The organism is Roseobacter weihaiensis (genome assembly GCF_020622345.1).
GTDB lineage: Bacteria > Pseudomonadota > Alphaproteobacteria > Rhodobacterales > Rhodobacteraceae > Roseobacter > Roseobacter weihaiensis.
Window position 1 is genome coordinate 51,533 of record NZ_JACNMO010000015.1, and the last position, 12,653, is coordinate 64,185.

Annotated in this window: 14 protein-coding genes; 5 read left to right on the top strand and 9 right to left on the bottom strand. The window is 61.6% G+C overall.

Annotated elements, in window-relative coordinates; genetic code table 11:
* The first annotated feature begins 92 nt into the window (after nucleotides 1-92).
* Both parE and H7847_RS16235 read left to right on the top strand, forming a co-directional pair.
* Nucleotides 93-2,051 carry a DNA topoisomerase IV subunit B gene (gene parE, locus H7847_RS16230; protein ID WP_227270531.1) on the top strand — a complete coding sequence of 653 codons (1,959 nt, stop codon included), beginning with the start codon at nucleotides 93-95 and terminating at the stop codon, nucleotides 2,049-2,051.
* Nucleotides 2,048-2,857, top strand: a complete 810-nt coding sequence (locus H7847_RS16235; protein ID WP_227270532.1) for a hypothetical protein — start codon at nucleotides 2,048-2,050, stop codon at nucleotides 2,855-2,857. The genes parE and H7847_RS16235 overlap by 4 nt, the downstream gene beginning before the upstream one ends.
* Nucleotides 2,858-3,115: 258 nt before the next feature.
* Here H7847_RS16235 and H7847_RS16240 read toward each other — a convergent pair whose 3' ends face one another.
* Together H7847_RS16240 and H7847_RS16245 are read right to left on the bottom strand one after the other, a co-directional pair.
* Nucleotides 3,116-3,961 carry a glycosyltransferase family 2 protein gene (locus H7847_RS16240; protein ID WP_227270533.1) on the bottom strand — a complete coding sequence of 282 codons (846 nt, stop codon included), beginning with the start codon at nucleotides 3,959-3,961 and terminating at the stop codon, nucleotides 3,116-3,118.
* Nucleotides 3,962-4,033: 72 nt separating this feature from the next.
* Nucleotides 4,034-4,435, bottom strand: a complete 402-nt coding sequence (locus H7847_RS16245; protein WP_227270534.1) for a c-type cytochrome — start codon at nucleotides 4,433-4,435, stop codon at nucleotides 4,034-4,036.
* 162 nt (nucleotides 4,436-4,597) lie between these two features.
* On the opposite strand from H7847_RS16245, the gene H7847_RS16250 reads away from it, so the two are divergent.
* Nucleotides 4,598-5,278: a hypothetical protein gene (locus H7847_RS16250; protein ID WP_227270535.1), complete on the top strand. Its 681-nt coding sequence runs from the start codon at nucleotides 4,598-4,600 to the stop codon at nucleotides 5,276-5,278.
* On the opposite strand, the gene H7847_RS16255 is transcribed toward H7847_RS16250, so the two are convergent.
* On the bottom strand, nucleotides 5,279-5,794 hold the full coding sequence (locus H7847_RS16255; RefSeq protein WP_227270536.1) for a c-type cytochrome: 516 nt from the start codon (nucleotides 5,792-5,794) through the stop codon (nucleotides 5,279-5,281).
* On the opposite strand from H7847_RS16255, the gene H7847_RS16260 reads away from it, so the two are divergent.
* On the top strand, nucleotides 5,793-6,227 hold the full coding sequence (locus H7847_RS16260) for a DMT family transporter (RefSeq protein ID WP_227270537.1): 435 nt from the start codon (nucleotides 5,793-5,795) through the stop codon (nucleotides 6,225-6,227). The genes H7847_RS16255 and H7847_RS16260 overlap by 2 nt on opposite strands.
* Here H7847_RS16260 and H7847_RS16265 read toward each other — a convergent pair.
* From H7847_RS16265 to H7847_RS26795, 6 genes are all read right to left on the bottom strand, one after another.
* Nucleotides 6,211-7,206 carry an Ldh family oxidoreductase gene (locus tag H7847_RS16265; protein ID WP_227270538.1) on the bottom strand — a complete coding sequence of 332 codons (996 nt, stop codon included), beginning with the start codon at nucleotides 7,204-7,206 and terminating at the stop codon, nucleotides 6,211-6,213. The genes H7847_RS16260 and H7847_RS16265 overlap by 17 nt on opposite strands.
* 64 nt (nucleotides 7,207-7,270) lie before the next feature.
* Nucleotides 7,271-7,954, bottom strand: coding sequence for an ABC transporter ATP-binding protein (locus tag H7847_RS16270; RefSeq protein ID WP_227270539.1), 684 nt, complete (start codon nucleotides 7,952-7,954; stop codon nucleotides 7,271-7,273).
* Nucleotides 7,947-9,233: a lipoprotein-releasing ABC transporter permease subunit gene (locus H7847_RS16275; protein ID WP_227270540.1), complete on the bottom strand. Its 1,287-nt coding sequence runs from the start codon at nucleotides 9,231-9,233 to the stop codon at nucleotides 7,947-7,949. The genes H7847_RS16270 and H7847_RS16275 overlap by 8 nt, the downstream gene beginning before the upstream one ends.
* Before the next feature lie 53 nt (nucleotides 9,234-9,286).
* Nucleotides 9,287-9,784 (bottom strand): DUF2937 family protein, encoded by a 498-nt coding sequence (locus tag H7847_RS16280; RefSeq protein ID WP_227270541.1) that lies wholly within the window; start codon nucleotides 9,782-9,784, stop codon nucleotides 9,287-9,289.
* A 66-nt stretch (nucleotides 9,785-9,850) separates the two neighbouring features.
* The gene (gene proS, locus H7847_RS16285) at nucleotides 9,851-11,242 is read right to left on the bottom strand and encodes a proline--tRNA ligase (RefSeq protein ID WP_227270542.1); all 1,392 of its coding nucleotides are present in this window, start codon (nucleotides 11,240-11,242) and stop codon (nucleotides 9,851-9,853) included.
* 33 nt (nucleotides 11,243-11,275) lie between these two features.
* Complete coding sequence (locus H7847_RS26795; protein ID WP_264479603.1) at nucleotides 11,276-11,410, bottom strand: hypothetical protein; 135 nt, start codon at nucleotides 11,408-11,410, stop codon at nucleotides 11,276-11,278.
* Nucleotides 11,411-11,581: 171 nt separating this feature from the next.
* On the opposite strand from H7847_RS26795, the gene H7847_RS16290 reads away from it, so the two are divergent.
* Nucleotides 11,582-12,652 carry an AI-2E family transporter gene (locus H7847_RS16290; RefSeq protein ID WP_227270543.1) on the top strand — a complete coding sequence of 357 codons (1,071 nt, stop codon included), beginning with the start codon at nucleotides 11,582-11,584 and terminating at the stop codon, nucleotides 12,650-12,652.
* Nucleotide 12,653: the final 1 nt, after the last annotated feature.

Below are 12,653 nucleotides of genomic sequence, written 5' to 3' on the forward strand. Positions count from 1 at the left end.
GATGTAAAGGTGCGATGACAACGGGCTGCCTCTTTCCCCGCCCCGCCCACTCTGCCATAGTTGCAGCCAATCAATAATGAGGTTCGAGCCCCATGCCAAACGATCTGCTCAGCAATACCGATGCGCCTGACTACAATGCCTCCTCTATCGAGGTGCTGGAAGGGCTGGAGCCTGTGCGCAAGCGCCCCGGCATGTATATCGGCGGCACCGATGAGCGCGCGCTGCACCACCTGGTGGCCGAGGTGCTCGACAACTCCATGGACGAGGCCGTCGCCGGCCACGCCACCCGCATCGAGGTGGAGCTGCACGAAGACTATTCCGTCACCATCCGCGACAACGGGCGCGGCATCCCCATCGACCCACACCCCAAGTTTCCCGACAAATCCGCGCTCGAGGTCATCCTCTGCACCCTGCATGCGGGCGGCAAATTCTCCGGCAAGGCCTATGAGACCAGCGGCGGTCTGCACGGGGTGGGGGCCTCCGTGGTCAATGCGCTGTCGGATTCGATGGTCGTGCAGGTCGCGCGCAACAAGGAGCTTTACGAGCAGCGCTTCTCGCGTGGGCTGCCGCTCGGCCCGGTGGAGAAGGTTGGTGCAGCCCCAAACCGCCGTGGCACGACCGTGACCTTCCATGCAGATGCCGAGATCTTTGGCGTGCACAGGTTCAAGCCTGGGCGGCTCTTCAACTCGATCCGCTCCAAGGCCTATCTCTTTTCCGGCGTGGAAATCCGCTGGAAGTCCGCCATCAACGATGGCGAGACACCCACGGAGGCGACGTTCCATTTTCCCGGCGGCCTCTCTGATTACCTGCGCGAAACACTGGGGCCCGCCACCACCTATGCCGATCAGCCCTTTGCCGGAACCGTCGATTTCAAGGACAAGTTCGCGGAAGCAGGCAAGGTCGAATGGGCCATCAACTGGACCCCTTCGCGCGACGGCTTCATCCAGTCCTATTGCAACACTGTGCCCACGCCGGAGGGCGGCACCCATGTGGCGGGTTTCTGGTCTGCGATCCTCAAGGGCATCAAGGCATACGGTGAGCTGTCGAACAACCGCAAGGCCGCCCAGATCACGCGCGAAGACCTCATCTCGGGGGGCTGTGCGCTGGTCTCCTGTTTCATCGCCGACCCCGCGTTTGTCGGCCAGACCAAGGATCGGTTGTCGACCGAGGCCGCGGCGAAAATGACCGAAGGCGCCGTGCGCGACCATTTCGACAACTGGCTCGCCGCCGATACGAAATCCGCCGGCGCCATCCTCGATTTCCTCGTGTTGCGCGCCGAAGAACGCCTGCGCCGTCGGCAGGAAAAGGAAACCGCCCGAAAATCCGCCACCAAGAAACTGCGCCTGCCCGGCAAGCTGACCGACTGCACGTCCAAAGACCGCGCGGGCACCGAATTGTTTATCGTCGAGGGCGATTCTGCGGGTGGGTCCGGCAAGGGCGCGCGCAACCGCGAAACACAGGCGCTGCTGCCGCTCAAGGGCAAGATCCTGAACGTGCTGGGCGCGGCCTCCAGCAAGCTGGGGACCAACGCGGAAATCTCGGACCTCTGCGAAGCGCTTGGCTGCGGCATGGGCACCAAGTTCAACCTTGATGATCTGCGCTATGACAAGATCATCATCATGACCGACGCCGATGTGGACGGCGCCCATATCGCCGCCCTGCTGATGACGTTTTTTTTCACCCAGATGCGCCCGCTGATTGATGCAGGGCATTTGTACCTCGCCTGCCCGCCGCTCTTTCGCCTGACACAAGGGGCCAAGCGGGTCTACTGCCTCGACGAGGCGGAAAAGGACGCCTGGCTCGAAAAGGGCCTCGGCGGCAAAGGCAAGATCGACGTGAGCCGCTTCAAGGGCCTCGGCGAGATGGACGCCAAGGATTTGAAAGAGACCACCATGGACCCGAAAACCCGCAAGCTCATCCGCGTCAGCATCGACGAAGACATGCCGGGTGAGACCGGAGACCTCGTCGAGCGCCTCATGGGCAAAAAACCCGAACTGCGGTTCCAGTACATTCAGGAGAACGCGAAGTTCGTGGAGGAGTTGGATGTTTGAGTGATGCAGGCAATTACGGTTTTGAATGGTTTGAACTTATAACCAAGGCTCTTAACTCCAGTTTCGGAACAGCACTGGCGGGCGCGTTTTTTGGCGCTGTAGCGGCCAACTATTTTGCAATAAGAACCGAGAGTAGACAAGCACTTACCGAGCGCTTGTTAGCTGGCAACGCCGCTACTTCATTTTCAATCGCGATCTTTCAGCATGCCTTAGGTTTTAAAGATCAGATGTACGAAGTTCTGGTTGAAGACTACTTTCGTGATCGCGAGCGCTACATGAACTTCGTGGATGCTAAACTGCAAAGTCCGACAGAAGAAGTTAACTTCGTTGTTCAATACAATTTCGGTTCTGTCCCTGCTTTCAGAACTGACGCGGACAGAATTTCGGAACTAATTGCATTGAAAGCTGGCGCTGCTCAGAAAGTCCTTATGGCGGCTTCAACACTACAGCAAGTTGTTGACTCGCTAGCGAGGTGCATTTCGGCGCGAAACGAACAACTTGCCCTACTTTCTCAACAAAAAGACAGTATGAACGATGACGAATTTGCTAGAGCCTATTTTGGAGTAGAAGATAGTGAGGGAAACATTGATGTTCGGCTATTTGAAGCAGTGAAGGGTCTGCAGCACCAATTGGATGATACGATTTTCTTCAGCAAATACATTGCTCAGAATCTGGCGATCCAAAATGAAGCGCTGGCAATGAAGATTGGCAAATCATCACCGCCTCCGACAAAGCTCATATTTGACCAAGAGCGAGTAGCACAACTTTTGCCAGATGAAATGGAATACCCAGACTGGTTGGACTAGAGGTTGTCGAATGGCGTGGTGCTCGCCCGAGGCCCCGCCTCGGGCCGCGCCCGACCTCCCCCCGGGGAGGGCGCACTGCGTGCCCCCTGATACTTCCGCATCCCTCCGGGCTCAAACGCGCCACTGGCGCGTTTGCAAGACAACCTTCAGCCTGAGGTCGGGCGCGGCCGCTCTGCCGTTTCAAACAAACATATTCGCGCCTGTAGAGAGCTCCGCCCTGAATTGGGCGCGGCGCTGACGTTCTGTCAATCGCCCAGATCACCGCCGCATCGACCATGCGCCCTGCAGCCGACCCAGCGCGTAGTGGTGCTTGCGCGCGCCAAAAGGCATCCAGAGCCGAAGCGACAGACAGCGGCGCAGCGCGCTGGCAAGACCGGTCAGAAACGGCGCTCTGCGGCCGAGTTTGCGGAGCATGTAAATCTGCGAGCGCGCGTAGTGGTAGCCCTTGAACCGCGCCAGCTCCGGTGACGGCGGCGAGCTGCCATCCTGCGCGTGGGTCACCTTGGCCGCCGGGATGTAGTAGAGCGGGCCAACCTCCCGGGCGAGCCGTAGGGTCAGGTCATCATCCTCGAAATACATGAAAATCCCCGGATCAAATCCGCCCACCTGGCGGAAGGCCGCCGCCCGCACGAAAAGCGCCGCGCCGCTGAGCGACGGCACCTGCGTATCCCTGTCGGGAAAGCTCTTGCGGGGCTGCTGGGGCCCGCGCCGGATCAGCGTGCTGGGCCGCAGGCTGACCGGTTTACCGGAGGGTCTGCGGATCTCCGGCCCGAAGGCAGAGGCCGCCGGATAGCGCTCAGCTGCGGCCAGAAAAGCGGCCACGGTGTCGGGCATCAGCCGTGCATCGGGGTTGAGAAAGAAATAGAACGCCGCCTCCGGCACCGCCTCGGCCCCCAGATTGCAGCCGACGCCAAAGCCCACGTTCTGGGGCGGCACAATAAGCGGAACGCCTTGCGCCGCGGCCCAGGCGCGCAACCCGTCGTCGGGGCCGTTATCGACCACCTGCAGCGCCACACCCTCTGGCAGGGACGCGGCCATCGCCGGGATCTCATCAAAGCTGTTGTAGGCAACCGCGATCACGGCGACGCTTCTGCTGTTGTCCATACCGCACCTCTTGCACCTGGGGTCTGATACCTCCGAAGGTGCCGAAAAGACAATCGGAATGAGGTGCGCCTGCTATCCGTCCTGAAGCGACTGCAGATAAGTCACCAGATCAATAACCGCAGGCGAGGTCAGCACCGGCTGGCCGGTCTCGGATTTCAGCGCCAGGGCCTCCCCTTCGAAAAAGTTGCCGTAAACCGGCATCGGCGATCCGTGGCTGACCAGCGGATCGCGCCCGTCAATGCGCATGACCACCCGTGTGACCGGGAAAACACCTTCGTTCCGCGCGCTCAGGACCGTCAAATCCGGCGGCTGCAGCACAAGCACAGGGGCCATCGGTCCATTGCCTGTGGCCTCCGCACCGTGACAGGTCGCACAGTGACGCGCATAAAGCTCAGCACCCTCTGCAAGGTCCTGCGCCACAACGCCACCCGCGGCCAGTAACAGCGCGCCGGTCATAGATAGAAAACCCTTCATCATCAGCTCCTTACTCTGCCTTTGGAGATCATAGCACAGCCCTATGCGCGCGTCCTCTGATCTCGATCAATTCTTGGTCGAAAGCCCTCCGCACACCGCCTTTTATCCGGGGTCGTCCATGCGGGGCTTGATATGACTTCCAGCATTGGGCACTTATGGGGTATGCGATTTTTCCTGCTTGCCTGTCTTATGTGTCTGGCCGCCTGCGGTCGTCCCCTGACCGAGACGGAGACAGCCTTTGCCCACACCCTGCATGGCGATACGCTCGATACCTCGCGCGTCAGGATCGTCGACGGGGCACCGACCCGCGCCGTCACGTTCAGGCGCGCGCCCCGGCCCCGCACGACCTGCCGCGAGCGCATCCTGCCCCCGATCACGGACGAGATTGTGACATCCAAGCCCGCCGCTGTGGCGGTGTTCAACCATATCCTTTTCGACGAAGACTGGTATCTTGAGGACTACATGCCCGACTATCCCGACCAGATCGGGCTGATTGCGGCAATGCTCTTTGCCCATGAGCTGACCCACGCCTGGCAATGGCAGAACCGGCGCACAACCGGATACACGCCGTGGCGGGCCGCTTTTGAGCATGGCGGCGCGCAGGACCCTTATCTGTTTGACCTCGACCACGCCCCCGCCTTCGACGATTTCGGGTATGAGCAGCAAGGCGCCATCGTCGAGGAGTTCGTCTGCTGTCGCGCCCTTGATCCCACCGCCCCGCGCACTGCGCGGCTGCATGCGCTGATCTCTCAGGTCATGCCCGTTGCCCCCCTGCCCAAAGGCAGACCCTACGCGGTGGGCCTGCCATGGGAAGGCGTGGAGATCGACGGTATCTGCCGATGATCAGGGCTGTTGTACCGTTTCCAGATAGGTCAGCAACGCCACCTGCGGTTCCGGCGCGCGCAGCCGTCCTGCTTCGGTCCTGATCCGCTGGCGCGCATCTGCCGTCAAATGCGCAAAGGGCCGCATCCGTCGGCCCGATTGGGTCCCCTGCGCATAGTCTTGCAGGATTGCCAGCACCTCAGCACGCGGAAATGTACCACCGGCCCGAAACGACAACAGCGTGAGATCCGGTGGCGTCTTGCTCAGCCCGATGATCCCCGCACCACCGCCGCCGCGCTTGTCCGCGCCGTGGCAGACCGCGCAGTGATCTGCGTAAAGGGCAGCCCCGCGCGTGACGGCGCGGTCCTCGCTACAGGCAGCCAGGGCAAGGCTAATCAAAACCAGAATGCGCCAACGGGATCGCATGGCATCGTCCTCCCTCAGGTTCGATAGCCCCATGTTACCCGAATAGTCTTGCTGATCTCGTAACAGCCCGCCATGGTGCGCAAGATGCTCACCCAGACAGGAAACGGACATGGCACAATACGCACTCATCATGTTGCTGGCGGGCATCGGCATACCGGTCCTGGCGGCCCTCAACGCGGCCCTCGGCGTGCGGATCGGATCACCGGCCGCGGCCGCCACTGTGCTCTTTGTCGTGGCCTTCCTGTGTTGTGCCGCCGTCCTGCTGGTGACGGGGCCATCTGCGCTTACCCGTCTGGCAGGGACACCGAAATACCTCTTTCTTGCCGGGGCGCTGATCGCCTTTTACGTCCTGACAATCACCTTTGTCGCCCCGACGTTCGGCGTCGGGAATGCGGTATTCTTTGTGCTGTTAGGACAGCTTATCAGTGCCGCTGCGATCGATCACTTTGGCCTTTTTGGCGCACGTATCAGCCCGCTGAGTACAACCCGTGCCCTTGGTATCGCCGTCATGGCAACAGGTGTCTTTATCACGCAGAAGGCCTAGGCCCCTGCGCCAACGCCTCAAGGCGTGCCCATACCTTTGGGGCGACCTCTACCGCATCGGCCATCCGGCGCGACTGGCCCGGTATTCTGACCCCCTCGTCAACAGTCGCATATCCGGCCAGAGCCGACACCCGGTTGGCAAAGGCCTCTGACGTGGCGGGATCAATCAGAATATAGAACTGCCCAAGATCATGCGGGCCGCCCTGGGGCGACTTCAGAGGTTTGACGTCATGCGACAAAGCCGACCCGGTCATGCCAGCGGCCAGAATCTCCGCCATCAGGCCAAAGCCCCACCCTTTGTAGCCCCCCATCGACACCAGCGAGCCCTGCAGTGCCGCCTCCGGGTCGGTGGTGGGGTCCCCGGCGGCATCCAGCGCCCAGCCCAGGGGAATGTCCTGCCCCGTCGCCTTGGCCATCGTGATCTTGCCAAGAGCCACGGTGGTGGTGGATTGATCAAGGTGCATCGCCACGCCGCCCCTGCCATCAGGCACGGTCAAGGCGATCGGATTTGTGCCGATCACCCGCGTCTTGCCGCCCGGTGCCGCCACAATCGGCGAGGCGTTGGTAAACCCGATGCCGATCAACCCCTCTGCCACGATCTGCTCTGTAAAATATCCCAGCGAGGTGCAGGTATGCGCATGCCCGACAGCCAGTGTGGCCGTCCCCAGACGGCGGGCCGCGTCCAAGGCTGGAACCAGCCCATGCGTGAAGGCAGGCTGGGCAAAGCCATAGCCCGCATCAACGTGGATCGCCCCCGGACGCGGCACGCTCACAACCGGGTTGACGGTTCCGTTCACACGACCGGTCTCAAGTTGCAGGCAATAGCTCTCGACATAATAAAGACCGCAGATCTTGTTGCCATGCCCCTCCGCGATCCGCACCGCGCGGGCGACCTCTGCCGCCACAAAGGGTGCTGCCCCATAGGCAACCAATGCCTGGCGCGTCAGGGCTTCGATCTGATCCAGACTGTAAAGCGGCATGGCCGTCCTTTCGTCAAAAGGCTTGCCGCATATCTTGGTCGCCTGCCCGCCCGTCGTCTCATTGTCATACGGGAACAATCAGCCCCGCGTCGAGTCGGATTTGACGGTCCATACGCGCGGCAAGATCGAGGTTATGAGTGGCAATCAACGCCGAAAGCCCGGTGGATCTTACCAGCGCCATCAACGCCTCAAAAACCTGATCGGATGTCGCCGGATCAAGATTGCCTGTCGGCTCATCGGCCAGAAGAAGCTTGGGCGCATTGGCCAGTGCCCGGCAGAATGCCACACGCTGCTGCTCTCCCCCCGACAGCGCTGCAGGGCGGTGAGACGCCCGTTCCGCAATGCCGACCTCTGCCAGCAAGGCCTGTGCGCGGGTCTCGGCAGCAGCGCGAGCCGTCCCCTTGGCCAGTTGTGGCAGCACGATGTTCTCTGCAGCCGTGAACTCCGGCAAGAGATGGTGGAACTGGTAGATGAAGCCCACATCTTCCCGGCGCGCGGCAGTGCGGCGCGCATCGCTCAGACCGGTCATGTCTTCGCCCGCAATGACAACGGCCCCGGCATCCGGCAGATCGAGCAGGCCCGCAATGTGCAACAAGGTGGATTTTCCAGCCCCTGAGGGCGCCACAAGGGCCACGACCTCGCCCACGGCCAGCGTGACATCAATGCCGCGCAGGACGCTCACCTCGTTCGGCTGGCCTGCGTTGTAGGATTTGGTAACCCCTTTAAGGTTCAGAACCGGATCACTCATATCGCAGGGCCTCGACAGGGTTCATCCGGGCCGCGCGCCGGGCCGGAAAAATCGTGACCACAAAGGAGAGCCCCAGCGACAGGGCCACCGCCGACAGCACATCGCGCAGATGGAGTTCCGCCGGCAGCGCATAGATGCCCCGGATCGACGGGTCCCAAACCCCGCCGCCCATCATGACATTGACGAAGGAGAAAATCGGATCGATGTAGATTGCAAAGAGCGCGCCCAGAATGACGCCCGCCGCTGTCCCGATCACGCCGGTGAAGGCGCCACAGATAAAGAAGACCCGCAGCACCGACCCTTCGCTCAATCCCATTGTGCGCAGGATGCCGATGTCACGCCCCTTGTTCTTGACCAGCATGATAAGGCCTGAAACGATGTTCATCGCCGCGATCAGCACAAGGATCGACAGGATGATGAACATCACGTTATCCTCTACTTCGAGCGCTCGCAGAAATCCGCCCGAGGCGTCCTGCCAAGTCCAGATCTGCCCCCGGTCGCCCGCCGCGCGCAAGAGCTCAGGTCGCAGCTGGTCAATGCGTTCGGGGGCCTCAACCATCACTTCAAGTTCGTCTGCTATGCCCTCTCTGTTAAAGAATATTTGCGCCTCTTCAAAAGGAAGATACGCGCGAACACGGTCGATATCGTAGCGTCCGGCGGTAAAGATATAGGTGACCTCATAGGCGTTGACCCGCGGCGAGGTGCCGAAGGCCGTTCTGACGCCGTCGGGTGAGATCAGCCGCACCCGGTCGCCCACGCGCACGCCAAGCTCGCGGGCCACCCCGGACCCAAGGGCGATGCCCTCGCTGAAACGTGCGATGTCGCCCCGCGACGTGTCGGGATCAGCGATCCGCGGCAATGTGGCGAGGTCCTGCGGCGCGATGCCAAAGACCTCGACGCCCGCGTTGCGCCCCTGATGGGCTGTCATGACCTGTCCTCGGATCAAGGGTGCCACACGTGTCACGCCCGGCACCTGCGCCACCTCGGCGGCCATCTCAGCGTAGTTGGGGATTGTGCGGTCGATACGGCCGGTTTCGGAGACCGTACCGATCGAATAGACCGTCACATGCGCATTCGCCCCCAGGATCGTATCGACAAATTCGGCCCGAAACCCCGACCGGACAGACAGCGTGGCGATCAGCGCAAAAACCGCCAGCGTGATCCCGATGAGGCTGATCCATGTCATCGTACTCACCCCGCCTTCGGAGCGGCGCGCGCGCAGATAGCGCCAGGCGATCATCCATTCGAAAGCGGCAAACGGGGGGGGAGATTTGGCCATTCAGCCTCCTTTGGCTCACAGTCCGCGCAACCTGCGGCACCCAGCCCAGAGGGTCAAGCAGCCATTGGACGCTTGCGGCGGCCCGGCCGCAGCATGCCCAAAAGCGCGCCACCGCCCAGGGCTGAAACACAAAACCCGAAAGCCGCAAAAGCCAGACTTGCAAAGCTCATCGGCAAGGCGGGCTCAAACGCCTCCCAAGCCCCTTGCGCCACCTCCCGGTCGGTCAGACGCGTTGCGTGATAGGCACGCATGAAAGGCCCCAGATCCTGCAAAACCTCCAGATCTTCTCTCAGGACGTCGAAACGGGTGAAGGTCTGCTCCATGTCGTGACGGCGCGCCTCGACAAAGGCCGTGCCCTGCATCTGCGCCAGCGCCTGATGCCGGGTCAGCCCGAGGGCCGCAGCAGAGGCGTCAAAATCCGCAACCACCTGCGCCAGCGCATCCACAGCGCCCCCAAGGCGTTGCATGTACTGTTGCGAATAGGCGGGAAACTGGGCGGCCCCGAGGCCACCCGCCAGCCCAAGGGCCAGCACAACACTGCGAAGGATCATGTCCTGCTCCTGCTCTCCCCCAGGAGGCGGGTGCAGGATAGCAGAGTGAGCGGGCAAGGCAAAGCCTCAGATATAGGTGTGAAACGACCGGGTTTTCATCATTTCCACATGTTCGGCCGGGTGAGCGCCGCGATAAATCTCGGCAATCTTTTTCACCGCCGCCTCGGGGGGCAGCTCCTCGCTCTCGCCGGTGCGGCGGCTGGTCAGTTCGACCACACCGTTTTTGAGGCCCCGCGGGCCCACAGTGATCCGCCAGGGCAGGCCAATCAGGTCCATGGTGGCAAATTTACCCCCGGCCCGTTCATTGCGGTCATCATAAAGCGGCTCCAGTCCCAGCGCGGTCAGCGATGTGTAGAGCGTATCACAGGCCGCATCTGCCGCTGCATCGCCTTGCTTGAGGTTGACGATCCCACAGTGGAAGGGTGCCACGCCTTCGGGCCAGATGATCCCCTTGTCGTCGTGGCTGGCCTCGATGATGGCCCCCACCAATCGGCTGACACCAATCCCGTGGCTGCCCATGTGAACGGGTGTGGGTTTGCCGTCCGGCCCCTGCACGGTGGCCCCCATGGCCTCGGAATACTTGGTGCCGAAATAGAATATCTGTCCCACCTCGATGCCCCGCGCCACTTTGCGACGCTCTTCGGGGATCTGGTTGAAAAGCGCTTCGTCGTGGGTCTCATCCGTACGGGCGTATTTCGAGGTGAACTCCTCCAGCACACCGGCGCATTGCGCGACATTGTCGTAGTCGATCGCGCGGTCGCCAAAGGTCAGATCGGTGACTGCACTGTCGTAAAAAACCTCGGATTCGCCGGTCTCGGCCAGGACCAGAAACTCATGTGTGTCATCGCCGCCGATGGGGCCTGAATCCGCCCGCATCGGGATCGCCTGCAGACCCATCCGCTCATAGGTGCGCAGGTAGCTGACCAGGTGGCGGTTGTAGGCGTGCAGCGCGTCTTCCTTTGTCAGATCAAAGTTGTAGCCGTCTTTCATATAGAACTCCCGGCCCCGCATTACCCCAAACCGAGGCCGAATCTCGTCGCGGAATTTCCACTGGATATGATAGAGCGTCAGCGGCAGATCCTTGTAGCTGCCCACGTGGCTGCGAAAGATGTCGGTGATCATTTCCTCATTGGTGGGACCATAGAGCATATCGCGGTCCTGCCGGTCGCGCACGCGCAGCATCTCGGGTCCGTAGGCGTCATAGCGCCCGCTCTCGCGCCACAGATCGGCAGGTTGCAGCGTCGGCATCAGCATGGGGATGTGGCCCGCCCGCATCTGTTCTTCATGCACGATTCTTTCGATCTTGCGCAGCACCTTGAACCCCAGCGGCAACCAAGAATAGATCCCCGCCGCGTTTTGCTTGATCATGCCCGCCCGCAGCATCAACCGGTGGCTGACGATCTGCGCCTCGGCAGGGTTTTCGCGCAGCACTGGCATAAAATATCGGGTCAGGCGCATTGGGGATCCTCTCAGCTCAGATATTTCCATTGATTAGGCGAAAGCGCCCTGCCCCGCAATCGCGAAACAGGCCTCCCCGGGCAGGCGCAAGGCGCTGGCGGAGCCGGAAAACATCGCAAAGACCGGTCTATACCCCATCTTCTGGGCAAATGCTGCCGCACGCCGCATGGCATGCCCTTCACCGGGCGGATTTGACCCCGAAAAAGCATGAGCGCGGGGGCGAGGCCTTTTGTCTTGCAAACCGCGATGCGCGGAGCCCGGACGGGTTTTTCGCCGCTGCCCCTTGCAACGCGCTGCCCGATGCGCGATGTGAACGCCAGTCAGAACCGGAGAGCGTGAATGGCCCTGCCCGTGCGCGAACAAGTGACCTACTGGGGGATCGCGACAGCGGTCTTTCTTGTGGCGCTCTGGTCTCTGGGTCATGTGCTTTTGCCGTTTGTGCTGGGCGGCGCCATCGCCTATTTTCTCGACCCGGTTGCCGACCGGATGGAGCGGATGGGGTTGAGTCGCGTCGCCGCGACTGCCATGATCACGCTGGCAGGTGTCTTGTTGTTTGTGGTTCTGGCCCTGCTGGTCATCCCCACCTTGGTGGATCAGGCCTTGCAACTGGTCAATGTGGCGCCCGAATACGCCAGAAACATCGCCAACTTTCTGACGGAGCGCTTCCCCACCCTGCTCGACGAAGGCTCGGCCCTGCGTCAATCGATCCAGTCCATCGGCGAGACGATCCAGAGCCGCGGAGCGGCGCTGCTTGAAACCGCGCTGACCTCGGCGCTGTCGCTGGTGAACGTGCTGGTCCTGCTGGTGATCGCCCCCGTCGTGGCAGTCTATCTACTGCTCGACTGGGACAATATGATCGCCAAGATCGACACGCTGCTGCCGCGCGACCATGCCCCGACGATCCGTCAGCTTGCCCGCGAAGTGGACGAAACCCTGGCCTCGTTCATCCGCGGGATGGGCACCGTCTGTCTGATCCTGGGCTCGTATTACGCCATCGCCCTGATGATTGCAGGCCTTCAATTCGGGCTGGTCGTGGGGTTTGTCGCAGGTCTAGTCACCTTCATCCCATATCTCGGGGCGCTGATCGGCGGCGCCTTGGCCATTGGTCTGGCGCTCTTTCAATTCTGGGGCGATTGGGTGTCCATCGGCATCGTGGCCGGTATTTTTGCGGTGGGACAGGTGCTGGAAGGCAATGTCATCACCCCCAAGCTTGTCGGCAACTCCGTGGGTCTGCATCCGGTCTGGCTCTTGCTGGCGCTGTCGGTCTTCGGAGCGCTCTTTGGGTTCGTGGGCATGTTGGTGGCTGTGCCTGTTGCGGCCGCACTCGGTGTGATAACCCGCTTTGCGGTGTCGCAATACAAGAGCTCTCTGCTCTACCGGGGACGCGGCGACGGCGAGGACGCGCCTTAAC

What these genes read in the sequence shown, in the direction of transcription:
- parE (WP_227270531.1), top strand. Translation starts at nt 93, where the DNA reads ATGCCAAACGATCTGCTCAGCAATACCGATGCGCCTGACTACAATGCC.
- H7847_RS16240 (WP_227270533.1), bottom strand. Translation starts at nt 3,961, where the DNA reads ATGGACAACAGCAGAAGCGTCGCCGTGATCGCGGTTGCCTACAACAGC.
- H7847_RS16245 (WP_227270534.1), bottom strand. Translation starts at nt 4,435, where the DNA reads ATGAAGGGTTTTCTATCTATGACCGGCGCGCTGTTACTGGCCGCGGGT.
- H7847_RS16250 (WP_227270535.1), top strand. Translation starts at nt 4,598, where the DNA reads ATGCGATTTTTCCTGCTTGCCTGTCTTATGTGTCTGGCCGCCTGCGGT.
- H7847_RS16260 (WP_227270537.1), top strand. Translation starts at nt 5,793, where the DNA reads ATGGCACAATACGCACTCATCATGTTGCTGGCGGGCATCGGCATACCG.
- H7847_RS16255 (WP_227270536.1), bottom strand. Translation starts at nt 5,794, where the DNA reads ATGTCCGTTTCCTGTCTGGGTGAGCATCTTGCGCACCATGGCGGGCTG.
- H7847_RS16265 (WP_227270538.1), bottom strand. Translation starts at nt 7,206, where the DNA reads ATGCCGCTTTACAGTCTGGATCAGATCGAAGCCCTGACGCGCCAGGCA.
- H7847_RS16270 (WP_227270539.1), bottom strand. Translation starts at nt 7,954, where the DNA reads ATGAGTGATCCGGTTCTGAACCTTAAAGGGGTTACCAAATCCTACAAC.
- H7847_RS16275 (WP_227270540.1), bottom strand. Translation starts at nt 9,233, where the DNA reads ATGGCCAAATCTCCCCCCCCGTTTGCCGCTTTCGAATGGATGATCGCC.
- H7847_RS16280 (WP_227270541.1), bottom strand. Translation starts at nt 9,784, where the DNA reads ATGATCCTTCGCAGTGTTGTGCTGGCCCTTGGGCTGGCGGGTGGCCTC.
- proS (WP_227270542.1), bottom strand. Translation starts at nt 11,242, where the DNA reads ATGCGCCTGACCCGATATTTTATGCCAGTGCTGCGCGAAAACCCTGCC.
- H7847_RS26795 (WP_264479603.1), bottom strand. Translation starts at nt 11,410, where the DNA reads ATGCGGCGTGCGGCAGCATTTGCCCAGAAGATGGGGTATAGACCGGTC.
- H7847_RS16290 (WP_227270543.1), top strand. Translation starts at nt 11,582, where the DNA reads ATGGCCCTGCCCGTGCGCGAACAAGTGACCTACTGGGGGATCGCGACA.